Origin of the sequence: Flavobacterium sp. Leaf359 (genome assembly GCF_001423985.1) — a bacterium.
Classification (GTDB): Bacteria; Bacteroidota; Bacteroidia; order Flavobacteriales; family Flavobacteriaceae; genus Flavobacterium; species Flavobacterium lindanitolerans.
Genome location: NZ_LMPW01000010.1, coordinates 159,442 through 182,261 on the forward strand (window position 1 = coordinate 159,442; position 22,820 = coordinate 182,261).

Below are 22,820 nucleotides of genomic sequence, written 5' to 3' on the forward strand. Positions count from 1 at the left end.
TTTTTACATGAGTGCTCAATATAAATATGCCACAGTGCTGGAAGCCATAAAACAATTAAGAGATGCCGGATTTATGGTCGATTTTAATATAGAAGGAAATTTTTTGACTGCAAATTCCAGTAATTACCATATCGACGATTTCGAGATTGTTGAAGTTTACCGTTATGAAGGCGATTCCAATCCGGATGAAGAATCGACCGTTTATGGTATTGAATCAAAAGATGGTGTAAAAGGTATTCTGGTAACTTCTTACGGAATGTATATTGATGATATTTCTGAAGAGTTATTGCAAAAGCTTTCACTCAAATAAAACTTTGTAGCAATACTATATCTTTAAAAAAACTGCTTTTTCCGGCAGTTTTTTTGTTTTTAAACATGTCAAAATAGTACAAATCGATTTCGTAATTGCCTCTAAATCTACCTGATATCAGGTATTTTTATATATTTTGATTGCTGTTTTGAACATATTCTGCAATGAGGTTATTAATTTTATCATTCAATCTAAAAACGACCGGTTTTTTTTGAAAACCAATTATAACCCAAAATAAAAATTGCTATGAATTTAAAGTTCTTATGTTCCGTTGTTTTTATGCTCTGTCTTAACCAGAACATTCAGGCACAGTATGTTGAAAAAGAAGAAGAAGAAAAAATCACAACCCTTTATCCTGAAGTCGTTTTTGATTCCATACAGGCCAAAAAAGCCCTGGCATTAGGCAAAGGGAAAATTACGGGTGTTGCCTTTACCAGACCAATATTTTCACAACCTAGAATTTATGCCGGTAATATCAAGATTGTGCTGTTTCCGGTCACGCCTTATTTTGAAGCGTGGTACAAACTTCGAAAAAGTAAGGAAAACTTAAAAAAGCGCAGGTATGTTTATATGTCTGATGTAGCTTATAAGTATAGGCTGGAAGCCATAACCAACAGTGCAGGAAAGTTTACTTTTCCGGATATGAAACCAGGGAAATATTTTCTACAGGGTTTTATGACCTGGAGTTCTACAGGTTCGTATGACCAACTTACGGGAACCAGTTATGGAAGTTACGGTACGCAAGCCAATCATTATGAAAAGAAATACTACACTGTGGATCACAATGAACGACTTGAAGAATTTGTAGAGATTAAAGAAGACGGTGAAGTTGTTAAAGTCAAATTGAAATAACGTCTGAGATTTTATTAAAAACAAAAAGCATCCCGCTAAGGATGCTTTTTTTATTTGAGTAAATCGGTTATTTTTTCAATTCGCGAATTCCCATATTGTATAAGGTAAACGAAAGGATGTCTGCCGCTTCTTCGATAGTCTTGGAAACCGGTTTTCCGGCGCCATGTCCGGCATTGGTTTCAATACGGATTAATACCGGATTGTTTCCTTTCTGCTTGGCTTGTAGCTCTGCTGCAAACTTAAAGCTGTGCGCAGGAACTACCCTGTCATCATGGTCACCTGTAGTAATTAGGGTTGCCGGATAGCTGGTACCTTCTTTAACATTGTGTACCGGAGAATATTTTTTCAGGTATTCAAACATCTCTTTTGAATCTTCTGCTGTTCCGTAATCATAAGCCCATCCTGCTCCGGCAGTAAATGTATGATAACGAAGCATATCCAATACACCAACAGCCGGAAGTGCCACTTTCATCAGGTCCGGTCTTTGGGTCATAGTAGCTCCTACTAAAAGCCCTCCGTTAGAACCGCCTCGTATAGCCAGGAAGTCAGATGAAGTGTATTTCTGTGCAATCAGATATTCTGCTGCAGCAATGAAATCGTCAAATACGTTTTGTTTTTTCATTTGCGTTCCGCCATCGTGCCATTTCTTACCATATTCACCACCACCGCGAAGGTTTGGAACGGCATATACACCGCCTTGCTCTAACCAAACCGCATTGGTAATGCTGAAAGCAGGTGTAAGACTTACGTTAAAACCACCATATCCGTAAAGAATAGTCGGGTTTTTACCGTCCAGTTTTATGCCTTTTTTATAGGTAATAATCATCGGTACTTTGGTGCCGTCTTTTGAGTTGTAGAATACCTGCTTGCTTTCATAATCGGCAGAATTGAAATCTACTTTTGGTTTTTCATATACAGCAGATACGCCACCTTTAGGTTCAAAAGAATAGATTGTTCCCGGAGTTGTGTAGTTTGTGAATGAATAATACAGTTCTTTATCTTCTTTTTTACCTCCAAAACCACCTGCAGAACCTATTCCCGGCAATTTGATTTCACGAACCATTTTTCCGTCATAATCATATTGTTTTACCTGTGAAACGGCATCCTTCATGTAGTTGGCAAAAATAAAGCCCGAACCGGTAGAAACCGATAGCACGTTTTCTGTTTCTGCAATAAAGTCTTTCCAGTTGGCAGGTTTTGGATTTGAAGCGTCAACCGTAACTACTTTTTGGTTCGGTGCATTCAGGTTGGTTACGATATATAATTTCGTTCCAACGTTATCCATAATATAGCTGTCACTGTCAAAATTATCAATAATGTTGACTATTTTGCTGTTAGGAGTGCTAAGGTCTTTAAAGTATAACTCATTTCCGGAAGTAGAATTTGAAGCAGAAATTACAAGGTATTTGTCGTCTTCTGTTACGCTGGCACCTACATATCTTCTTTTTTCATTTTGTCCAAAAATAACCTTATCTTCTTTTTGCGACGTTCCTAACTTGTGGAAATACAATTTGTGCTGGTCGGTTTTAGCAGAAAGCTGGCTTCCCTTTGGCTTGTCATAGCTTGAATAGTAGAAACCTTCGTTGCCAATCCAGGCAATACCGCTGAATTTTACATCTACCAATTCAGCTTCGAGTTTTTTCTTGCTTACAGCATCCATGATGATAATCTTATTCCAGTCACTACCTGCTTCTGAAATCGAATAGGCTACCAAAGAACCGTCTTTTGAAAATTCAACAGACGATAAAGACGTTGTTCCGTCTGAAGAGAAGGTGTTCGGGTCAAGGAATAATTCTTCCTTACCGCTCTTGTCTTTTCGATACATTACGGATTGGTTTTGCAGTCCGTTGTTCTTAAAGTAATACGTATAATCTCCTTCTTGTGTTGGGGCAGAAATCTTTTCATAATTCCAAAGCTTTTCAAGACGGTCTTTCATCTCTTTGCGGAAAGGAATTTTTTCAAGATAGCCAAAAGTTACTTCGTTTTCGGCTTTTACCCAGGCGGCAGTTTCGGCAGATTTGTCATCTTCCAGCCAGCGATAAGGGTCTTTTACTTCAGTTCCGAAGTAAGTGTTAGTGGTGTCAACCTTTTTTGTTTCAGGATATTTCAGCACTATGGCTTCTTCTTTAGTTTCTTCTTTACAAGATAGAAGTGCTGATGCTGCAATCATGGTTAATAATACTTTTTTCATTAAAATGTTTTTTGATTCTTACAAAAATAGGGAATCATTAGTTAGTAATTAGTTAAAAAGTGGTCGGTATTGCGGCCAATGTTTGTAGATTAAGATACCATTGAGAACGGCTACTAAAATAGCGCCGCCTATGCTCGGAATATCCAGAAATAAATGGAATAGAAGAATATTCAGAGAAATTGGAACCAGTAAAATCAACGCAAATGCAATCCAGTTTTTTGTAAAAAGAAGCAATGCGATGAAAATTTCAAGGATACCAATGATGGGCAGTACATAGCCTGTTGCCGCTAACGAACCCATAAAGTCTGCGGCCTGTTCAGGAAGTTTAGGCGTTGGAATAAAAGGTAGCGTGTAAAACTTGTTCAATCCAAAAACTAAAAGAACGAGTCCGAGTAATATTCGGACCAGGGAGGTAAATTTCGAATTCATACTATCTACAATTTTTTGGTTACTAACTATTTATTGAAAATCCTAAATTACTAAAAAAATGTTAATTAAAATTAAGGATGTTAAAAAAATAAAAAGTTAATTAACAAAAATGCAATTTGAGGACAGGTAAAATTTTCATTTTTTTGGAGAATTCAAAAGTATTGGATAGGAATAAAAAAAACCGCCACTCAGGCGGTTTTTATAAGTATAACAAATTATGGAGCAACTACCGTTATAGGGAAACTTACCTGTATGTCTGTTTCTCCTCCGGCATTGGTGATGTTTCCGGAAGACACACCTTCCGCATTTTTATTTGGTTCGTGTCTAAGAGTTATGGTAAACAGGCCGTTTCCTGTTGTGGCGTTTGTCGTAAACGTAAAGTTCAGGCCAATCGGTTTGCCATTAACATCATTTGGAACAGCATAGGCAGTAGTCGCCAGGGCATTTGAAACTGTAAAGAAGAATTGGTGCTCATGGCCTTCTTCCAGGATTTCTTCGGTGATACTTTCGGTTGGCGTTGCGGCTTCATTCAGTAAAGTCAGAGAACCATTATAGGTTGTGTTTGTTGCCAGATTGCCGGATACCGTCACTACCGGAGCATTTGGTCCTTCCGCACCGTCAAGGTCGCGGGAGGTCAGGGTAATAGTTTGGCCACCGCCTGTTAGAGTAGCGGTAAGCGTTGTGATTACTTCTTCTTCATTTACAGGATTGCTGTCGTCGTTGCTGCAGGAAGCACAAAGTGTTATGGCAGCTAAGCCCATTGATAAAAATTTAAATACGTTCATAAGATAATGGTTTAAAAGATTAATAATTTAATTTCACCTGAATCCTGAAATTCCTGCCCAACTCGTCTGCATAGTAGCGCGTTCTGTTGAGGTAATCTCTGTAATTCGTGTTCAAAAGATTTTGGATATTGAATCCGATGGTCATTTTAGATTTTTTCAAAACATCAAAACTCATTTCAGAGTTAAAATGCAACAGGCTGTATCCCTTTGGCGGTCTGCTTATTTTTACCAGCGTACTGACAGGTTCGCCGGAATCCGTTACATCCACATAAAAGTCATTGTTAGGGTAGCGGTGCTGTGTAAACACAGTTTCGTTTTTAATTCCCAGCACCAGATGATTCCAATTTTCCTTCTTAAAGCTTATAGTGTTGTTGAGATTCAACGGCGGCATATCAATCAAAGGCCTGTCATTTGTCACATCTTCGCCATATACAAAAGCGGCAGTTGAATGCCAGTTGAGGTTTTTGGCGAAATCATAATCTGCAGTGAGGTCAATTCCTAACATTCTGGCATCAACCTGTCTGTATTCCCAAACCGGAAATGGTCCGCGATTGGACAGGATGATGGTAGTAGGAATCAGGATTTTGAAATCGGAAATAGTGTTGAAATAGGGATTGATTTCAAAAGCAAAACCGTCACCGGCATAATGAAGTGCCGTTGACATTTTAAGCGCCACTTCGCGTTTCAGTCTCAGGTCGCCAAGTTCAATCTGTCCGGTAGCATGGTGCAGTCCGTCACTGAACAATTCGGCAGGATTTGGATTTCTGCTGGCTATTCCAATGTTGGAAAACCACGTCAGCTTGTCGTTGAGTTGGTATTTGGCACCCAGACTTCCTGAAAAATTATGATAGGTAAAGACAGGATTCGTATACCATTGCTGTCCTTCTTCACCAATAATGATGTCGCTGAAGTCACGGTCGTAACCCCGTTCCGTCCATCGCGATTTCAAATAATATTTCTTGGCATCAATATGGCTAAAGTCGTAGCGTAAGCCTGCTTCCAAAACCAGATTTTCATTGGTTTGATAGCTGGCAACAGCATAAGCTCCCACATCAAATTTGTTATAATTCGGTATCAGGGCACGAACCTGTGTGTCTCCTGTATTCGCCGCATTGTTTTGATAAGCAGCGCTAATTCCGGCTTTGTATTTTGCCTTTTCTGAAGAATTGGTTTCAAAATCGGCATTAAAAGAATGTGTCATCAGGTCGAGGTCAACAGCGGCTTTGTTGCGGTCATCACCTCTTCTCAGGTCAAATTCCTTACGGTTGTTGAACTGGAAAGAATATTGCAAAGACAGTTTTGAAGCGTCAGAGAAGAAAGTATAGTAATTTATTTTTCCTAAATGATGCTGTAATTCCTGTCTGGGTGCGTTAATATCATAAGTGAAATCCCTGATAATTTGTGGCTGTCCGCTATTGATAGCCCGAATCAGGTCAGACATACCGCTGATATGTGATGACCTCAAAATACCGATATCAGCATTGAAATAACTGTAGAAAAAACTATAACCCTGGTTTTCTCCCTTATAGCCCACATTTCCGGAAAAATTTTTCTCACGGCTTCCGGTATTGGAAAGCACATAGTCCGGTGCTTCAAAATCTCCAAAATATTTGAAAGTGCCCTGAAGGTTCCAGTTCCAGCCATTTTCATAACCTTTGGAAAGTGAGGAAGAAACACTGCCACCTCGTCCGTTCGTAGCACCGTTAATAATGGTTTTTCCAAAAATGGTGTCTTTTACCGGTATATGGGCAGGTTCTACAATTACGGTTCCGCCAATGGCATCGCCACCATATTGCAGCCCGGAAGCACCTTTGATTACGGAAATCTTCCCGGCCGTATTGACATCCATATTCGGAGCGTGTTCAGTCCCCCATTGTTGGTCTTCGAGACGCACATTATTGTTGATAATCAATACACGGCTGCTGTGCAATCCGTTAATAATTGGCTTGACAATAGTACTCCCGGTTTTTAGCGAAGAAATACCGCTGATTTCCTTAAGCGCATTGCCCAGACTCTCGCTGCTGTAGTTCTCGAGCACATTAGCTTTGAGTTCCTGTGTTGAGGCGTTCTTTTCAGAAACAGTCTTTTTTAGCACTACTTCAGACAGTTGCGATACGTCCGGTTGGAGGGAAATATCCAGTACTTTGTCATTTTGTATGGCGATTATAGTATCCAGGGTTTTGTAACCCAGATATTCAATAGTGACCGGAATGTTTCCCTGCGGGATTCCATTTATTACGTAACGGCCGTCAACAGCAGTGGTTGCAAAAAAAGTTCCGGCATGGATGTGGCTTCCTGCCAAAGGTTGTTTTTTCTCGTTGGTTATCATTCCGCTCAACACCTGTTGGGAATATACACGAGTTTGGTTTCCTGCCAGGAGGAAAACAAAAAATAAGATATAGCGCATTTTGAAAAAATCTAAAATGATAATTGAGACGTGCTTCGGGAATGAAGCCGTCCGAAAGAAGAGCGTTGCTCTTTTCGTTAATTAGCAGTTAGATGGTGGTCCGCGATGTGAATACAGGCTTCCGGCAAAGAATTCAGATGATTCTACAGAAGCAAAGTTATAGGCAACTGCCTTAAAAGGGACAAATAAATCAAAAGTGTAGGTTTCTGTCGCGATAAAACTGCTTAGCGTAAATTCGCAGACAAAACATTTTTCGTGGTCGTGGTCTAAAGTTTGGATTTTAGTATGGCCATTGTCGTCTGACTGGCTTACTGTTGCTGCTTTTCCACTTAAGAAATGCTCATAGGAGTGAACGGATTGAAACAGTATTGAAAACAATACTGCAATCATCAATGAGAGATTTATTATGGCAAACTTCTTCTTCATTCCAATGCAAATGTATGAAAGTGAAAAAAAATACCGCCCGTTTTAACAAATTTTATGGTTTGTATTTTGAGTCCTGTCGAGTAATATTAATAAAAAAAGTAGATGTGTTACTTTTTATTACCGCTTTGTGCAGCAATATGGATTTTTGTTTGCTTATTTAAAAGGGTTTCGTTTTCTGTTATAATCATTACGTTTTCCCTCCAAAAATCTTTGTCGTCAGTAACGATCTTGTAATTTCTTGCTAGGGCAAGTTGGTAGTAAAAATTATCATTGAAATCAAAATGTTGATCTATATTTTCAAATATTGATTCTTTTGAAATATCGCTTCCAAGGCCATCATTAATAAATTCAATATGTGTTGAGTAGGATTTGAATTCATCAATGATAAGATTAAATGAATCGATGTATTCTTGGGAGGGTCTAAATACCGATTTAAAATAATCTAGCGGGATGTTAGGCTTTTCTAGATTATTTTTTTTGGCAAATGTTAGAAAATAAACATCTCTTATTATTCTGTTGATAATTTCTGACATTAGAATGATAGGTACAACAATCTTAATATCATTGCGCGCTAATATTTTTTCAAAAAAAGAGATATAAATTTTTATCTTGTAAGAAGTTTTTGATGGGGCAGTAAGGATATTAATCCATATGTTAGCGTCTAGAAAGTAATGTGTTCCGCTTTCAAGTGTATGATTTTTTGCGCTAACTATATTGAAAGCCATTTTTTAGGATGTTGCTTCGTCAACTATTTTGTCAAAGTAATCTCCTAAGATGGCATTTTCCAGGACTTTATTGACCTTAACTTCAAACATGTTTTTTTCTTTAGGAAAAATAAAGTGTAAATTCTTTATAGTCTCAGGGGCATGCATTTGAGCCAAACGACCAATTGAAGCGTTTAGGAAAGCTGTTGAAAGTAATTGGATATTGCTAAAATCAATGGTTATTTTATCATTATTGAGGTTTCCTTTTTCCAACACTTTGTAAACAGCAAATCCGTCTGATTGACTAATTGCGTTTGAAGAACCAATAATATTTTTAATTTCGATTTTCATAACTTTTACTAAAGTACAAAATTTAGATACAATAATATGATAAATTAATGTAAAAATTTTAAGGGCGCAAAGGTATGTTAATTATATATGAATAACAAATTAATCATTGTGCCGCAACAAGGGATGTCGAATTTTTTACCACTATGATTTTGCAATTGTAATTCAGTACTCCAAAAAGCATCCCCTGTTATGATTTGTAAATGACCATTGTTATTTGAAAAATACTCATTTAACCCAGAAAGACCTAACCCGCCAGGTTCATTTGTTTTCGTTGTATTGCCTCCTATTGCCCATTTTATAGCATCATGACTAGTTGATATTAACCCGCTTGTATGTTTGTTAATTGCAGGTAAAAAACCATCGCCTAAATCAACCATGCTAAATTTAAAGATTTTATTGTCTGGGAAAAATTGACCACATGCAAAAAAAGGATGTTGAGTATTTGAGTGGATTTCAATATTTGTTGCAATTTCAATAATTGAGTCCATTATTTTGTCTGCAATATCTTCTCGAAGATTTAAACCCCTATGTTGCATTAAATCTTGTTGAACATATCCGACAAAATCATCTAAATTTTTTATGTCGAAATGTTTTAAATGGAGAGTCGATTTTTGTACATCATTTATCTTCTCATCGGTTTTTATAAAACCATTTCTTATGAGTACATTAAATTTTTCTTTAATAAAACTATGATTTGTTGAAAAAGTAAGATCTCGCTCAATCATTAATTTATACATAAGACTTATAAATAAAGCGCATAGATTACCGTCTAGAAACTTTAATTCATTAAAATCTAGAACTATGTTTCTTTTTTGATATTGTGAAGCACTGCGGTAAAAATCATAGAGTTTGTTAATTCCAATAAAGTCTGTACGAACATACCCGGAAATTTTTATCAATGTATCCATACATAACCATAATAAGTTTTAACAAAAATAGCTAATATTTATGTATTTAACATTAATCTGATGCTTTTATAGGATTTATTCTTAGCGGGTATATTTTTTTTGATAAAAAATAAGAGTGGTTTGTATAAAAGCCACAATTAAATTGCGGCTTTTATACAGCATTTTATACCAAGCCGTTAGCAACCAGATATTCTGCAATCTGGATAGTGTTGGTTGCAGCACCTTTGCGAAGGTTGTCAGCAACAATCCACATGTTTAGCGTGTTCGGTTGTGATTCGTCCCGGCGGATTCTTCCCACAAAAACATCGTCTTTTCCTTGTGCATACAGAGGCATCGGGTAAGTAAACGTATCGGTGTTATCCTGAACAACAACTCCCGGAGTTTCATGTAGAATTCGTCTTACCTCATTTACATCGAAATCATTAGAAAATTCAACATTCACAGCTTCACTATGTCCCCCCACGATAGGCACTCTAACAGCTGTAGCGGTTACTGCAATCGTTTTGTCGCTTAATATTTTTTGAGTTTCGCGAACCAGTTTCATTTCTTCTTTGGTGTATCCGTTGTCTTCAAAAACATCACATTGCGGAATGGCATTTCTATGGATTTGGTATTTGTAGGCCATCTCACCTTTAGTGCCGGCATATTCATTTTCAAGTTGCTGTACAGCTTTTACTCCCGTTCCGGTAATAGACTGGTAGGTTGAAACTATAATTCTTTTGATGTTGTATTTTTTATGCAAAGGTGCCAAAGCCAGAACCATTTGTATGGTTGAACAGTTTGGGTTGGCAATAATTTTATCTTCTTTTGTAAGTTCTGAAGCGTTGATTTCAGGAACAATCAGTTTTTTGTCGGCGTGCATTCTCCACGCAGAAGAGTTGTCGATTACGGTAGTCCCGGCTTCTGCAAATTTTGGAGCCCAGGCCAATGAGGTTTCACCACCGGCAGAAAATAAGGCAATGTCCGGCTTCATTGATACGGCTGTTTCCAATCCGACAACGGCATACTTTTTACCCTTAAATTCAATTTCCTTGCCTACTGATTTTTCAGAAGCTACAGGAATTAATTCGGTTACAGGGAAATTTCTTTCTGCCAAAACTTGAAGCATTACTTCGCCAACCATTCCGGTTGCGCCAACAACAGCAACTCTCATATTCTATTTTTTAAAGTGGTTAAAACTGATTTATGACTGCAAAAGTAGCTAATAAAATCATTGAAAAAACGAATTTAAAAAATATAACAAATTGTTATATAAAATTATATTTTATAAAAATACCGCCTGTTTTTCAGGCGGTTTAATTAGAATATATAGTATAGCGGTATTGGCTGATTACGGTCTGTTTTTTAGGGCATCGCGGATTTCCATCAACAGCTTTTCTTCATTGGTTGGAGCAGGTGGTGCAGCAGGTGCCTCGGCTTCTTTTTTTCTGGCAGCATTAATACCTTTCACAACCAGGAAAAGAACGAACGCTACGATAAGGAAGTTAATTACGGCAGAAAGGAACATACCGTATTTGACAGACCCGAAAATAACAAGGTCCTCAATTTTGGAAAGGTTAGCAGCTTCAAGAGCCGGTTTTAGCAATAACGGCGTTATCACGTCTTCAATAAAAGAACTGACAATTTTTCCAAAAGCGGCACCAATGATGACACCAATAGCCAGGTCTACAACATTGCCTTTCAGTGCAAAGGCCTTAAATTCAGATACCATTCCCATAATTATTTGATTTTAGGATTATTAAATAAATTGGTTTTTGTTACTAGCTAAAGTAGTTAAATATTTTAACATTTCAACGACGGCTTTTTAAAAAATGTGCTATTCTCTGTAAAAAACACGCTTGACGCGATGCGAAATGCCGGTTAATATTTCATATGGAATGGTTCCCAGTTTTTCAGCGATGTAGGTAACATTCGGATTTTCTCCAAAAATTACAACCGGGTCGCCTTCCTGACAATCAATTGCAGAAACATCCACCATCAGCATGTCCATACAGATACTGCCTACAATTGGGGCTTTCTCATTTTTGATTAGCACATAACCCAACTGATTCCCCCAACTTCTTGGAATTCCGTCGGCATAACCAATCGGGATTGTGGCGATTCGGGTTTCTTTTTGAGCCATAAACCGTCTGCCATAACCAACACTTTCACCAGACTGTATGGTTCTTATTTGTGAGATTATGGATTTTAAGGTTCCTACGTTTTCTAAATATTTTGTTTCCGACGGGTCGTTGGAAATTCCATAAAGTCCTATTCCTAATCGTACCATTCCGTATTGGGCTTCCGGATAATTACTGATACCGGAGGTATTTAGGATATGACGAATTGGCTCTATAGAAAGTTCCTGCATCAATCGGGATGATAATTTTTCAAAAAGGGCAATCTGTGATTTCGCAAAATCGTGGTGTTCCAGGTCGTCACTGGTTGCCATATGTGAAAGAATACTTTTTACCTGTATGTAGGAAGTTCCTCTGAGCGTATCTATCAATACCGGAAGGTCATTTTCCTGAAAGCCAAGACGGTGCATTCCGGTGTCCAGTTTGATATGGATTGGAAACTGTTGCAGGTTTCTCTGTTCGGCTATTTTCAAAAAGGCTCTTAATCCTTTTATGGAATAAATTTCAGGCTCTAAATTGTGTTCGATTATGGCGCCAAAGCTCGTGTTTTCAGGATTAAGCACCATAATTGGCAATGTTATTCCTGCGCTTTTCAAGGCAATACCTTCATCTGCAAAGGCAACACCCAAATAGTCTACTTTATGATATTCCAGAAGTTTTGCGATTTCAAAACCGCCACTGCCATAACCAAAAGCTTTAACCATAACCATAAGTTTGGTTTCGGGTTTTAGCTTTGACCTGAAAAAATTCAGATTATGACTGATGGCGTTCAGGTTGATTTCCAAAACCGTTTCATGGGTCTTTTCTTCGAGCAAGGAAGCGATTTTCTCAAATTGGAAAATACGGGCTCCTTTTATCAATATGGTTTCGTTGGCGAAATTTAGGTTTTTGAAGTCGGCAATCAGTTCATCCGTATTTTTATAGGTAATGATATTTTTGAAACTGCCGGAATAAGTGCCTATTTCTTCTCCTACGCCAATAACACGGTCTATTTTGTTGGAAGCGACGAGTTCCGAAACTCTTTTGTATAAATCGTCTGTGGGCAATCCGCTTTGGAAAATATCCGAAAGGATAATTGTCTTTTTCTTGTATTGTTTTTGCTGTTCCAGAAAATCCAGGGCAATTCTGAGCGATTGGTAATCGGAACTGTAGCTGTCGTCAATGATTTCAGTATTGTTGATTCCGTTTTTCACTTTGAGTCGCATTTCAACAGAATACAGAAGCTGGATTCTTTCCTGTATAATTTCCGGCAGGTAGCCCAAATAAAGCATAGCCATCAGGCAGTTTATGGCATTCTCGATAGACGCTTTGTCCTGAAAAGGAATCACCGCATCAAAAGAAATTTTATCATAAGTGATGGTCAATTGGGTTTTCTCTGCAACCGATTTTTGCAAAATGTGTACTGATGCTTCTTTGTCGTCAAGACTCCACGAAAAAGTCTTGATTTCTGGTCTGATAAGCGAATCGACAAGAGTATTTTTTTGGTAAATCAGGACTTCTGAATGTTCAAAAAGGCGCAGTTTCTCCTTGATTTTTTCTTCCTGATTTTGAAAACCTTCATCATGGGCAGAACCTATATTGGTTAGGATTCCAATGGTAGGCTGGATGATTTTTTCCAGTTTTTCCATTTCATGTACGGTGGAAATACCGGCTTCAAAAATCCCAAGATTGTGTTTTTCATTTATAGAAATTACCGAAAGCGGTACGCCAACTTGCGAATTGTAGCTTTTTGGGCTTCGGATGATGTTGTAATCCGGACTCAACAGAAAATTAAGCCATTCCTTTACGATGGTTTTTCCGTTGCTTCCCGTAATCCCGATGATTGGAAAACGGAAGCTTTTTCTGTAATAGGAAGCAAATTCCTGTAATGCCTGCAGCGTATTGTTTACTTCCAAAAAATTAGCCTTGTTTTCCAGTCCTTTTGGAATATGGTTCACAACAAAATTGCGTACACCTTTACCGATAAGGTCCGGGATATAGCTGTGTGCATCATTATTTTGTCCGGAAAGGGCAAAAAATAAAGTTCCGGAATTGTTCTGCAGCGAACGGCTGTCTATGGAAACATTGTTGATTTCAATGTCTGGATTTCCTGAAAGACGGGCTTGTATCTCAGGAACAATATGTTGAATTTTCAGGCTCAATTTGGTTTCTTTTTAAAGCTAGGTTAAAGGTAGCGATTTTAGACGATTCACAGGAAGAATGATAATAGAAACAAAAAGAAAAACGGGTTATTTTATGTCTGAAACAATTATTTGTTTTCTTTCTTTTTGGCAAAAAAGCCTTCTTCTTTTTCCTGTAATTCTTTCATCGCATTAAAATAGGCTGCACGGCTTAAAGGTTCATATTCTTCTGTTTCGCCAAGCATCACCAGATTGTCGTTATTGGCTTTTCGGAAGCTGTAATTGGCAAGGTTTCCGGTGCGGGTGCATACGGCATGGACTTTTGTGACATATTCTGCAGTAGCCATAAGAGCGGGCATAGGGCCAAAAGGATTGCCTTTGAAATCCATGTCCAGTCCGGCCACAATCACGCGTATTCCGGAATTGGCGAGGTCATTGCAGACCGAAACAATTTCATCGTCAAAAAACTGTGCCTCGTCAATGCCAATCACTTCACAGCCCTGAGCCAATATGCGGATGTTGGCGGCGGCGGGAACCGGAGTTGAGCGTATTTCGTTAGAATCGTGCGAAACGACCATTTCGTCATGGTAGCGCGTATCGATTGCAGGCTTGAAAATTTCTACTTTCTGCTTGGCAAATTGCGCCCTTTTCAGACGGCGGATAAGCTCTTCGGTCTTTCCCGAAAACATTGAACCGCAGATTACTTCAATCCAGCCAAATTGTTCTTTATGATTTACTGTATTTTCGAGAAACATTTTGTATTTTTCAGCCTTAAAAAGGATTAGTTTTTTTTACTTTGTGCTGAAAACAAATTTATTAAAAAACCCTTGCTTTACTCAATATAATATCAAAAGTTATGAAGAAAAAATTAGAGGCCGAGTTAATCAGCATAGCACACAGGATTTTGAAGCTGAAAAATAAATCTGAATTGATTCAGCTCCATCAGGAAAGCCAAAAATTGTATGAAAAACTGTCTGTCTTGCTGTTTGTAGAAGAGAATTTTACAGGGTCGCAGCCAACAATTGGCAGGTCTGAGGCTTATGAAGTTTTGGAAACCGCTTTTGATAATGATGAGGTTCCTGGAAAAATTGAAATGGATGTACAGGAAGAAATTGCTTTGGAAGCCGAAAAAACAATAGAAGAAGCGCCGAAAGAAGAAATACAGGAAGAAAAAGCGCCTGAAGAAGAAAAAACCACTGCTGAAGAAATAAAAGAGGCAGAAGAGGAAGTGGCTAATGAACCGGAATCTGAACAGGAAAAAGTGGTAGTGGGCGAAATTGAACTTTCTGATGAAGAAATGGAAGAGGAGGAACCTGTTGAGAAAGAAGAGGAAGAAGAACCCGCAATAGAAGAACCGGAAGAAGAGGAGGAAGAAAAAGCTTCTGAAGAAATAAAAGAAGAATTGGCAGAACCGGCTTTTGAATTGGCTTTTGATAAAAAAGAGGATGTTGAAGAAGTAGCAAAAGAGTCAGGACACCAGATAATTTTTGAGGATTTCTTAGGTTCGGATTATAAAGACCTTGAATTTGTAAAGGCGGAAATCGAAGAAAAGCACAGGCATGACCACGATGAAGAGCCTGTCGCAGAAGAAACCAAGGAAGAAGTAAAAGAAGAAATTGCAGAAGAAGTCAAAGCAGAAGAGCCTCAAAAGATAGAAGAGCCTGTTGCGGAAACTCCAAAACCGGCTGTTGAAAAAGTAACCAAAGGAATTACGATTGGGCTAAACGACAGGGTTGGTTTTGTAAACCATCTTTTTGGCGGTAGTAATGAAGATTTCAACAGAGTGTTATCTCAGTTGAACACCTTTGATACTTTCCAGGATGCCAGAAATTTTATTGAAGATTTAGTAAAGCCGGACTATAACGAATGGAAAGGTAAGGAAGATTATGCCGAGCGTTTCCTTGAAGTGGTAGAGAACAAGTTTAAATAATCCGGATGTCAAAATTATATTTAGTTCCAACACCTATCGGGAATCTTGAAGATATGACATTCAGGGCTATAAAAGTTCTGAAGGAAGTCGACCTGATTCTGGCAGAAGATACCCGCAACAGCGGCAAGCTGCTAAAACATTTCGAGATTGGAACGCACATGCAGAGTCACCATATGCACAACGAGCATAAAACGGTGGAAAATCTGATTGCAAGACTAAAGTCAGGTGAAACGATTGCCCTGATTTCGGATGCTGGTACGCCTGCTATTTCTGATCCGGGCTTTTTGTTGACGCGGGCTTGTGTAGAAAATAATATTGAAGTAGAATGTCTTCCCGGAGCAACTGCTTTTGTTCCGGCTTTGGTCAACAGCGGCCTGCCAAATGATAAATTTGTTTTTGAAGGTTTTTTGCCTGATAAAAAGGGAAGGCAGACACGTTTTCTGGCTTTGGCAGAAGAAACCCGAACCATGATTTTATACGTTTCGCCTCATAAATTAGTCAAGACTCTGGCAGAATTTATACAGTATTTTGGAGCAGAAAGGCCGGTTTCGGTTTCGCGCGAATTGACCAAATTGCATGAAGAAACGGTTCGCGGCACAGCTACAGAAGTTTTGAAACATTTTGAAACCAAACCTCCAAAAGGCGAAATTGTTGTTATAGTTGGAGGGAAAAGCAATAAATAATTTTATCAGTTAATACCTTACTGTAAACATTCATGACAACACATCACGTAACTACAAAATGGCTGGGCGACATGGCTTTTGAAGCCACTAATCCCGGAGGAACAATAAAAATGGATTCAGATCCGGAATATGGCGGACATGACGACGGACTTCGTCCAAAAGCCATGATGCTGGCTTCTTTGGCAGGCTGTACCGGAATTGATATTGCTTCTTTGGTAAAAAAGATGAAAGTAGATATTGATACCTTCACGATTGAAGTGGAAGGCGACCTGACGGAAGAACATCCGAAATTTTACCATACGGTTCGTGTCGATTACCATTTTTACGGATTGAATCTCGACCAAACCAAACTTCAGAAAATCGTAGACCTATCCGTTGAAAAATATTGCGGCGTGATGGAAATGTTCCGTCATTTTGCAAAGGTAGAAGTTAGAATATTGTATCATTAATAGAGTTGCTAAGCTGCTGAGGTACTAAGTTTCTAAGACCTTAGCCGCTTAGCCACTTAGTAACTTAGAATCTTAAAAATGCGCTGGAACCTTAAACCTACACCCGATTCAGAAAAAATTAAAAGCCTGCAGGATTCCTTAAACATTGATGAACTTATTGCAACGTTGCTCCTGCAACGAGGTATTGAAACCTTTGAACAGGCCCGGCAGTTTTTCCGGCCAAAGTTAGAAGACCTGCACGACCCATATCTCATGAAAGATATGGATAAGGCAGTGGCCCGTATTGAAAAGGCCATTGAAAAACAGGAAAATATTCTGGTTTTTGGAGATTATGATGTTGATGGTACTACGGCAGTATCATTGGTCTCTTCCTATTTGAAAAGCTTTTATCCTAATGTTGATACTTATATTCCGGACCGTTATGACGAAGGTTATGGCGTTTCTTTTAAAGGTATCGATTATGCGGATGATAATGAGATTACGCTGATTATTGCACTGGATTGTGGCATCAAGTCTATAGACCATGTAGCGTATGCCAAAGAAAAAAACATCGATTTTATCATATGCGACCACCACAGGCCGGGCGATACATTGCCGGACGCAGTTGCTGTTTTAGACCCGAAACGCGAAGATTGCCATTATCCGTATGACGAATTGTGCGGTTGCGGTATCGGTTTTAAGCTATTGCAGGCATTGGCCAAAAACAGAAAACAAACTATAGAAGATTTGCGTCTGTATCTGGATTTGGTGGCAACGGCTATTGGCGCTGATATTGTTCCGATAACGGGTGAAAACAGAGTTTTGGCCAAATTCGGGTTGGAAGTTATTAATTCAAATCCACGACCGGGTTTTAAGGCAATCACCCAAAACCTCAAGAAAAAAAACCTTACCATTACGGATGTCGTTTTTATATTGGCGCCACGAATCAATGCAGCAGGCAGAATAAAGCATGGCAATTACGCCGTTAAATTACTCACGGAATTCGGAATTGAAGAAGCAGAAGCCTTTGCAAAAGAACTGGAAGTTTTTAACGCTGATAGAAAAGAATTAGACAAACAGATTACTTCGGAAGCCTTACTCCAGATTATAGAAAATCAGGAAGAAGACAGGTATTCAACGGTCGTATATAAAGAAGATTGGCACAAAGGAGTTATTGGGATTGTGGCTTCACGCCTGATTGAAACCTATTACCGTCCGACTTTAGTGTTTACCAAAAGTGGCGATAAGCTAGCGGCATCTGCCCGTTCTGTCAAAGATTTTGATGTTTACAATGCATTGGAAGCCTGTTCTGAATATTTGTTGCAGTTTGGCGGGCACATGTATGCCGCCGGATTGACTTTGGAAGAAGCACAATTCGAGAATTTCAAGGCACAGTTTGAAAAAGTGATTTCGGAAACTATTCCGGAAGAGTTAAGGACTCCGGAAATCCTGATTGATGCCGTAATCAACCTGAACGATATTACCGAAAAATTTGTCCGCATTTTAAATCAATTCGAGCCTTTCGGGCCTATGAACATGATGCCGGTTTTTATGACGGAAAATTTGAGAGATACCGGTTACGGAAAAAGAATTGGCAGTGATGAAAGCCACCTGAGGCTTTTTGTAAAGCAAGACGATTCAGAAGGTTATGGTGCCATAGGATTTGGAATGGGGAATAAGTTTGAACTTACTCAAAATCAGCAACCATTCGATGCAGTCTACTCACTTGAAGAAAATGAATTCAATGGAAACGTCAGCCTGCAGCTAAGACTCCGCGATATCAAAGGCAAAGAATAAGACTATACGAATAAGCATATTAGAAACTTTGCGCCTCTGCGCCTTCGCGTGCCATTATTTTCTCGCAAAGAGACAAAGATGCCAAGAAAAAACTTTATGAAAATTTAATTTAGAACGATTTTAAATAATTCTTATATTTGTTCGAAACAATTCAGTTATGAAAGAAATCGAGCAAATCTATTTTAATGACTTTGGTGTCGCTTTCCATTGGAAAAAAGAGCAGAAGGTGTTGAAAAACAAAATACAACTGGTTTTTAAGGAAACAGGCTTCTATCTTTCAAAAGAAGAACTGAATTATTTTGCAGAAACGATTGATGCCACTTGCTATGAGGTCAATGCCAATTGTGACACCTGCGAGTTCAAAAGAAAATGCCACAAATTTTTACTGAAAACACCCGTGCAGCAGATTGATTTGGCCGTTTCCGTCAATGAATTGATGCAGATTAAAGACCTGGTAGAAGGCACCCTGTTCCAAATCCAATTAAAAGATTATCTGGATGAAATCTGCCAGAATTAAGATTTGTATTCTTTTAATTCAAAAGTAATTCCGTCAAATACGCCGTAGGTAAAATAGCCAATCCAATCCCCCAGATTTATATAGGTAGCATTTTCGCCAACTTTTATTGTCATAGGAAGATGCCGGTGTCCAAATACAAAATAATCGTAGTGTTTGGTTTCCAGTTTTCGTTTGGAGTATTGTACCAGCCATTCATTGTCCTCGCCTAAAAAACGAACGTCTTCTGCTCCGGAAATCAATTTGTTTTTTACAGAAAGATGTTGTGCCAGTTTCACGCCCAAATCAGGATGAAGCCATCTGAAAAGCCATTTTGAAAAAGGATTGGTAAACACTTTTTTCATTCTTTTATAGCCCTTGTCGCCGGGGCCTAATCCGTCACCGTGGCCAATCAAAAAATGTTTGTCGTTGAATATGAATTCTTTTGTAGTATGGTAAACAGGAATATTAAGTTCTTTCTCAAAATAGTCACTCATCCATAAATCGTGATTGCCTACAAAAAAATAAACCGGAATGCCGCTGTCGCGAATTTCAGCTAATTTGCCCAAAACGCGTACAAATCCTTTCGGAACTACGGTTTTGTATTCAAACCAAAAATCAAACAAGTCACCTAATAGGAATAATGCAGTTGCATCTTTTTTGATTTCATCAAGCCAGGCTACAAATTTCTGCTCTCTTGGAAAACTCAATTCAGGCGTTGGCGCTCCAAAATGCTGGTCGGAAGCAAAATATATTTTAGTGTCTGCCACGTTTATTCAATTAAAATCCAAAGATAAGAAAGATTGAGCACTTAACAGAATATGGCGCTTTCTTCTTTTACCTTCCCCAGATTTCACTTTCAATAACCATCGGGATAACGACACCTATAACAAAAGAAGACATGACGAGCGTCCAGTCGCGTTTGGAAAAACGGAAAACGGTTTGTACGATGTAGGACAGAATCAACACGATAAGAACTACAATAATCTGTGCAGCTTCAATACCTAATGCAAATTCCAGTAACGGAAGCAATTTGTCAGAAGAATTTCCCGGAAGGATGGTGTTGAAATAATTTGAGAATCCCAATCCGTGAATGATTCCGAAGAAAAGCGTTACGATAGCGATAAAGCTGATACTTTCCTTTTTTGAATTTTTTCCGGCAGTAAAAAGATGGAAAACGGCCGTGATTAATATAGTGATTGGAATTAGAAACTCAACAAGATTGACCTTGATTTGTACAAAGCCATATACAGAAAGCAACAATGACATGGTATGCCCCACAGTAAAAAGAGTGACCAGAAGCAATACTCTTTTCCAGTCCTTAAAAGCATAAGGAATTGTCAATGCGATTAAAAACAAGACATGGTCGTAGGCGTTGATGTCTAAAACATGACGTAATCCTGTGTTGAAGTAAATCCAAAACTCAGACATATATAGATATTTTTGATTGGGATTTCAAACATACGATATATTTTGGAAAGAGTTTATTTCTGTTAAGAAAAGTCAGCAATTTATGCCGTTAAAATAGAAATAGAATTATATTTGCAAAAAATATATAATTATGTCAATTTCAGATTTATTTGATAGCGGATTTAAAAATAGAAATAAAGGACATTTCGCTTCTATCGTGAGAGTTGCAATGGAAAACGGGCACTTAAGCGAGGAAGAAAGACACTTCTTGGACAAACTGGCCATGCAATTGGAGATTTCTTCTGAAGAGTATGCTGAAATTCTTGCCAATCCGATGAAATACCCAATCAATCCTCCTTACTTGCACACGCAAAGACTGGAGCGTTTGTATGACCTTTCAAGGATGGTATATGCCGACCACGTTTTAGGTCCAAAACAAAAAGAAATCCTTACCCGATTTGCTCTGGCATTAGGATTTACTCCAGGAAACGTACATTACATTGTTGACAAAGCACTTTCATTGCTTGTCCTGGGTGTAGATTTGGACACTTTCCTTTTCGAAATGACTCACATGAATAAATAAAAAAAAGCTCCAATCGGAGCTTTTTTTTATGCCTGTGCTTTTTATTTTTCGCTTGCTATTCTCATAAATTCTTCTGCCTTTTCTACCATGTTGTAGCTGCCACAAAAGAATGGAACACGCTGGTGCAATTCTGTTGGCTGGATTTCCATAATCCTTCCAAAACCGTCAGAAGCCTTACCGCCTGCCTGTTCTGCCAGGAACGCCATCGGGTTGCATTCATACAGAAGACGTAATTTTCCGCTAGGAGCTTTAGAGCTTGTCGGATAAATGTAAATTCCTCCCTTAATCATATTCCTGTGGATGTCAGAAACCAGACTTCCTATATAACGGGAAGTATAGGGCCTGTCACCTTCTTCCAACTGGCAGTATTTGATGTAATCTTTTACGCCTTGTGGAAAGTGCACATAATTTCCTTCGTTGATAGAATAAATCTTACCGTCTTTTGGAAATTTCATGTTTGGGTGTGAAAGATAGAAAGTACCAATGGCAGGATTCAGTGTAAATCCGTTCACGCCACGTCCGGTAGTGTACACCAGCATGGTTGATGTGCCATAAATTACATATCCGGCAGCTACCTGATTAACACCCGGCTGAAGAAAATCTTCTATAGTTACAGGCGTCCCTATTGGTGTTATTCTTCTGTAAACCGAAAAAATGGTTCCAACAGAAACATTTACATCAATATTGGATGAACCATCAAGTGGGTCCATCAATACGACATATTTGTTATTGTGGCATTCGTCCTTACCTTTAATCGTAATGAAATCATCACTTTCTTCTGAAGCAATACCGCATACGATTTCACGGTTGATAAGCGTCTGTATAAAAGTCTCGTTGGCAAAAACGTCCAGTTTTTGCTGGTCCTCTCCCTGTATATTCTGTTCGCCGGCAGCGCCCACAATATCTACCAATCCGGCCTTGTTCACTTTGTAGTTAACGACCTTAGCGGCCAATCGGATGGAGTTGATTAATCTGGATAATTCTCCAGAAGAATATTGGAAATCTTCCTGTTTTTCAATAATAAATTCCCCTAATGTTTTATTGCGTTCCTCCATTACTATATCGTTGTAGTTGTGGTGCAAATATCGTTCATAAATTCTATAATTTTAGAGTAGGCAGTAAAAAAATATTATAAACAAATGTTATAAATATAAATAAATGTTATTTTTGCACAAATTTAAAAAAGACAGTAAGATTGGATTATTTAAAGAATTTTGAGAAAAGAAATGTCCTGAATTGTGCAGTTGGACAAGCTTTTAATATATTCGCTGTAAAAATCGAAATAGAGAAAAGAATAAAGAAATGATAATCAGAAGAGGAACTGAAAACGATATGAAAGCCGTTTTAGCCCTGATTCAGGAACTCGCAGTTTTTGAAAAAGAGCCGGAAGCTGTGGTAGTGACAAAAGAAGATTTAATCCGGGATGGTTTTGGGAGCAATCCGCTGTTCCATACTTTTGTAGCAGAGCTGGACGGTGAAATTATAGGCATGGCGTTGTACTATTACCGATTTTCTACATGGAAAGGAAAGACTATCCATCTCGAAGATTTGATTGTTACTGAAAAAAGCAGAGGTACAGGAGCCGGAATGGCGCTGTATTCTGAAATTATAAAAGAAGGAGAAAGAGAAAATGTACGCCGTATCGAATGGAATGTCCTGAACTGGAATACGCCTGCTATCGAATTTTATGAGAAATCCGGAGCAAAAGTCTTATCAGACTGGCGCGTTGTCCATATGGATGAACAAGGAATTGATGATTTTTTAAGAGGTCAAAAGTCTAAGGTTGAAAGTCAAAAGTCAAAAGTCTAAGGTCGAAAGTCTAAGGTCGAAAGTCAAAAGCTAAAAGTAATAGGCCATAAGTCAAAAATCTAAAATCTAAAATCTAAAATCTAAGAT

Annotated in this window: 24 protein-coding genes; 9 read left to right on the plus strand and 15 right to left on the minus strand. The window is 38.4% G+C overall.

The genetic code is table 11. The features are described from left to right. The first annotated feature begins 7 nt into the window (after positions 1-7). Complete coding sequence (locus ASG38_RS04975) at positions 8-310, plus strand: hypothetical protein (RefSeq protein ID WP_056067747.1); 303 nt, start codon at positions 8-10, stop codon at positions 308-310. A gap of 246 nt (positions 311-556) precedes the next feature. Beyond that, positions 557-1,162 carry a carboxypeptidase-like regulatory domain-containing protein gene (locus tag ASG38_RS04980; protein WP_056067749.1) on the plus strand — a complete coding sequence of 202 codons (606 nt, stop codon included), beginning with the start codon at positions 557-559 and terminating at the stop codon, positions 1,160-1,162. Positions 1,163-1,229: 67 nt separating this feature from the next. On the opposite strand, the gene ASG38_RS04985 is transcribed toward ASG38_RS04980, so the two are convergent. The 12 genes from ASG38_RS04985 to ASG38_RS05040 form a co-directional block, all read right to left on the minus strand. Then, positions 1,230-3,353, minus strand: a complete 2,124-nt coding sequence (locus tag ASG38_RS04985) for a prolyl oligopeptidase family protein (RefSeq protein WP_056067751.1) — start codon at positions 3,351-3,353, stop codon at positions 1,230-1,232. 48 nt (positions 3,354-3,401) lie between these two features. Next, positions 3,402-3,782 carry a hypothetical protein gene (locus tag ASG38_RS04990; RefSeq protein ID WP_056067752.1) on the minus strand — a complete coding sequence of 127 codons (381 nt, stop codon included), beginning with the start codon at positions 3,780-3,782 and terminating at the stop codon, positions 3,402-3,404. A 215-nt stretch (positions 3,783-3,997) separates the two neighbouring features. Continuing rightward, on the minus strand, positions 3,998-4,567 hold the full coding sequence (locus ASG38_RS04995) for a hypothetical protein (protein ID WP_056067755.1): 570 nt from the start codon (positions 4,565-4,567) through the stop codon (positions 3,998-4,000). Positions 4,568-4,586: 19 nt separating this feature from the next. Then, positions 4,587-6,974 carry a TonB-dependent receptor domain-containing protein gene (locus ASG38_RS05000; protein WP_056067758.1) on the minus strand — a complete coding sequence of 796 codons (2,388 nt, stop codon included), beginning with the start codon at positions 6,972-6,974 and terminating at the stop codon, positions 4,587-4,589. A gap of 81 nt (positions 6,975-7,055) precedes the next feature. After that, positions 7,056-7,400: a hypothetical protein gene (locus ASG38_RS05005; RefSeq protein ID WP_101471163.1), complete on the minus strand. Its 345-nt coding sequence runs from the start codon at positions 7,398-7,400 to the stop codon at positions 7,056-7,058. A gap of 107 nt (positions 7,401-7,507) precedes the next feature. Beyond that, on the minus strand, positions 7,508-8,125 hold the full coding sequence (locus ASG38_RS05010; protein ID WP_056067761.1) for a hypothetical protein: 618 nt from the start codon (positions 8,123-8,125) through the stop codon (positions 7,508-7,510). A gap of 3 nt (positions 8,126-8,128) precedes the next feature. Next, the gene (locus ASG38_RS05015) at positions 8,129-8,455 is read right to left on the minus strand and encodes an STAS-like domain-containing protein (protein WP_056067763.1); all 327 of its coding nucleotides are present in this window, start codon (positions 8,453-8,455) and stop codon (positions 8,129-8,131) included. A 77-nt stretch (positions 8,456-8,532) separates the two neighbouring features. Further along, complete coding sequence (locus ASG38_RS05020; protein WP_056067765.1) at positions 8,533-9,363, minus strand: hypothetical protein; 831 nt, start codon at positions 9,361-9,363, stop codon at positions 8,533-8,535. A 163-nt stretch (positions 9,364-9,526) separates the two neighbouring features. After that, complete coding sequence (locus ASG38_RS05025; protein ID WP_056067769.1) at positions 9,527-10,516, minus strand: aspartate-semialdehyde dehydrogenase; 990 nt, start codon at positions 10,514-10,516, stop codon at positions 9,527-9,529. Positions 10,517-10,693: 177 nt separating this feature from the next. Then, positions 10,694-11,080, minus strand: a complete 387-nt coding sequence (gene mscL / locus ASG38_RS05030; RefSeq protein WP_056067771.1) for a large conductance mechanosensitive channel protein MscL — start codon at positions 11,078-11,080, stop codon at positions 10,694-10,696. A gap of 99 nt (positions 11,081-11,179) precedes the next feature. After that, positions 11,180-13,621 carry a bifunctional UDP-N-acetylmuramoyl-tripeptide:D-alanyl-D-alanine ligase/alanine racemase gene (locus tag ASG38_RS05035; RefSeq protein WP_056067774.1) on the minus strand — a complete coding sequence of 814 codons (2,442 nt, stop codon included), beginning with the start codon at positions 13,619-13,621 and terminating at the stop codon, positions 11,180-11,182. A gap of 107 nt (positions 13,622-13,728) precedes the next feature. Continuing rightward, positions 13,729-14,355 carry a thymidine kinase gene (locus ASG38_RS05040; RefSeq protein ID WP_056067776.1) on the minus strand — a complete coding sequence of 209 codons (627 nt, stop codon included), beginning with the start codon at positions 14,353-14,355 and terminating at the stop codon, positions 13,729-13,731. Positions 14,356-14,456: 101 nt separating this feature from the next. On the opposite strand from ASG38_RS05040, the gene ASG38_RS17635 reads away from it, so the two are divergent. The 5 genes from ASG38_RS17635 to ASG38_RS05065 all read left to right on the plus strand — a co-directional run bounded on the left by ASG38_RS17635 (position 14,457) and on the right by ASG38_RS05065 (position 18,955). Further along, the gene (locus tag ASG38_RS17635; protein ID WP_056067778.1) at positions 14,457-15,530 is read left to right on the plus strand and encodes a hypothetical protein; all 1,074 of its coding nucleotides are present in this window, start codon (positions 14,457-14,459) and stop codon (positions 15,528-15,530) included. Positions 15,531-15,535: 5 nt separating this feature from the next. Continuing rightward, positions 15,536-16,213, plus strand: coding sequence for a 16S rRNA (cytidine(1402)-2'-O)-methyltransferase (gene rsmI / locus ASG38_RS05050; RefSeq protein WP_056067780.1), 678 nt, complete (start codon positions 15,536-15,538; stop codon positions 16,211-16,213). Positions 16,214-16,245: 32 nt separating this feature from the next. Then, positions 16,246-16,662 (plus strand): OsmC family protein, encoded by a 417-nt coding sequence (locus ASG38_RS05055; protein WP_056067782.1) that lies wholly within the window; start codon positions 16,246-16,248, stop codon positions 16,660-16,662. A gap of 78 nt (positions 16,663-16,740) precedes the next feature. Next, the gene (gene recJ, locus ASG38_RS05060) at positions 16,741-18,438 is read left to right on the plus strand and encodes a single-stranded-DNA-specific exonuclease RecJ (protein ID WP_056067783.1); all 1,698 of its coding nucleotides are present in this window, start codon (positions 16,741-16,743) and stop codon (positions 18,436-18,438) included. A 157-nt stretch (positions 18,439-18,595) separates the two neighbouring features. Beyond that, on the plus strand, positions 18,596-18,955 hold the full coding sequence (locus ASG38_RS05065) for a hypothetical protein (RefSeq protein ID WP_056067785.1): 360 nt from the start codon (positions 18,596-18,598) through the stop codon (positions 18,953-18,955). Here ASG38_RS05065 and ASG38_RS05070 read toward each other — a convergent pair. Next, positions 18,952-19,701, minus strand: coding sequence for a UDP-2,3-diacylglucosamine diphosphatase (locus ASG38_RS05070; protein ID WP_369814295.1), 750 nt, complete (start codon positions 19,699-19,701; stop codon positions 18,952-18,954). The two genes, ASG38_RS05065 and ASG38_RS05070, sit on opposite strands and share 4 nt — an antisense overlap. Before the next feature lie 67 nt (positions 19,702-19,768). Further along, positions 19,769-20,362, minus strand: coding sequence for a HupE/UreJ family protein (locus ASG38_RS05075; protein ID WP_056067789.1), 594 nt, complete (start codon positions 20,360-20,362; stop codon positions 19,769-19,771). Between the two features lie 130 nt (positions 20,363-20,492). On the opposite strand from ASG38_RS05075, the gene ASG38_RS05080 reads away from it, so the two are divergent. Continuing rightward, positions 20,493-20,924: a TerB family tellurite resistance protein gene (locus ASG38_RS05080; RefSeq protein ID WP_056067790.1), complete on the plus strand. Its 432-nt coding sequence runs from the start codon at positions 20,493-20,495 to the stop codon at positions 20,922-20,924. 41 nt (positions 20,925-20,965) lie between these two features. Here ASG38_RS05080 and fbp read toward each other — a convergent pair whose 3' ends face one another. Then, the gene (gene fbp / locus ASG38_RS05085) at positions 20,966-21,979 is read right to left on the minus strand and encodes a class 1 fructose-bisphosphatase (protein WP_056067792.1); all 1,014 of its coding nucleotides are present in this window, start codon (positions 21,977-21,979) and stop codon (positions 20,966-20,968) included. Positions 21,980-22,226: 247 nt separating this feature from the next. On the opposite strand from fbp, the gene ASG38_RS05090 reads away from it, so the two are divergent. Beyond that, a complete protein-coding gene (locus tag ASG38_RS05090; protein ID WP_056067795.1) occupies positions 22,227-22,733 on the plus strand; it encodes a GNAT family N-acetyltransferase in 507 nt (168 codons plus the stop codon). Positions 22,734-22,820 lie beyond the last annotated feature (87 nt).

What these genes read in the sequence shown, in the direction of transcription:
- ASG38_RS05065 (WP_056067785.1), top strand. Translation starts at nt 18,596, where the DNA reads ATGAAAGAAATCGAGCAAATCTATTTTAATGACTTTGGTGTCGCTTTC.
- recJ (WP_056067783.1), top strand. Translation starts at nt 16,741, where the DNA reads ATGCGCTGGAACCTTAAACCTACACCCGATTCAGAAAAAATTAAAAGC.
- ASG38_RS04985 (WP_056067751.1), bottom strand. Translation starts at nt 3,353, where the DNA reads ATGAAAAAAGTATTATTAACCATGATTGCAGCATCAGCACTTCTATCT.
- ASG38_RS04990 (WP_056067752.1), bottom strand. Translation starts at nt 3,782, where the DNA reads ATGAATTCGAAATTTACCTCCCTGGTCCGAATATTACTCGGACTCGTT.
- ASG38_RS05090 (WP_056067795.1), top strand. Translation starts at nt 22,227, where the DNA reads ATGATAATCAGAAGAGGAACTGAAAACGATATGAAAGCCGTTTTAGCC.
- ASG38_RS05080 (WP_056067790.1), top strand. Translation starts at nt 20,493, where the DNA reads ATGTCAATTTCAGATTTATTTGATAGCGGATTTAAAAATAGAAATAAA.
- ASG38_RS05040 (WP_056067776.1), bottom strand. Translation starts at nt 14,355, where the DNA reads ATGTTTCTCGAAAATACAGTAAATCATAAAGAACAATTTGGCTGGATT.
- ASG38_RS05010 (WP_056067761.1), bottom strand. Translation starts at nt 8,125, where the DNA reads ATGGCTTTCAATATAGTTAGCGCAAAAAATCATACACTTGAAAGCGGA.
- ASG38_RS17635 (WP_056067778.1), top strand. Translation starts at nt 14,457, where the DNA reads ATGAAGAAAAAATTAGAGGCCGAGTTAATCAGCATAGCACACAGGATT.
- ASG38_RS05000 (WP_056067758.1), bottom strand. Translation starts at nt 6,974, where the DNA reads ATGCGCTATATCTTATTTTTTGTTTTCCTCCTGGCAGGAAACCAAACT.
- ASG38_RS05020 (WP_056067765.1), bottom strand. Translation starts at nt 9,363, where the DNA reads ATGGATACATTGATAAAAATTTCCGGGTATGTTCGTACAGACTTTATT.
- ASG38_RS05075 (WP_056067789.1), bottom strand. Translation starts at nt 20,362, where the DNA reads ATGTCTGAGTTTTGGATTTACTTCAACACAGGATTACGTCATGTTTTA.
- ASG38_RS05015 (WP_056067763.1), bottom strand. Translation starts at nt 8,455, where the DNA reads ATGAAAATCGAAATTAAAAATATTATTGGTTCTTCAAACGCAATTAGT.
- ASG38_RS04975 (WP_056067747.1), top strand. Translation starts at nt 8, where the DNA reads ATGAGTGCTCAATATAAATATGCCACAGTGCTGGAAGCCATAAAACAA.
- fbp (WP_056067792.1), bottom strand. Translation starts at nt 21,979, where the DNA reads ATGGAGGAACGCAATAAAACATTAGGGGAATTTATTATTGAAAAACAG.
- ASG38_RS04995 (WP_056067755.1), bottom strand. Translation starts at nt 4,567, where the DNA reads ATGAACGTATTTAAATTTTTATCAATGGGCTTAGCTGCCATAACACTT.
- ASG38_RS04980 (WP_056067749.1), top strand. Translation starts at nt 557, where the DNA reads ATGAATTTAAAGTTCTTATGTTCCGTTGTTTTTATGCTCTGTCTTAAC.
- ASG38_RS05025 (WP_056067769.1), bottom strand. Translation starts at nt 10,516, where the DNA reads ATGAGAGTTGCTGTTGTTGGCGCAACCGGAATGGTTGGCGAAGTAATG.
- ASG38_RS05005 (WP_101471163.1), bottom strand. Translation starts at nt 7,400, where the DNA reads ATGAAGAAGAAGTTTGCCATAATAAATCTCTCATTGATGATTGCAGTA.
- mscL (WP_056067771.1), bottom strand. Translation starts at nt 11,080, where the DNA reads ATGGGAATGGTATCTGAATTTAAGGCCTTTGCACTGAAAGGCAATGTT.
- rsmI (WP_056067780.1), top strand. Translation starts at nt 15,536, where the DNA reads ATGTCAAAATTATATTTAGTTCCAACACCTATCGGGAATCTTGAAGAT.
- ASG38_RS05055 (WP_056067782.1), top strand. Translation starts at nt 16,246, where the DNA reads ATGACAACACATCACGTAACTACAAAATGGCTGGGCGACATGGCTTTT.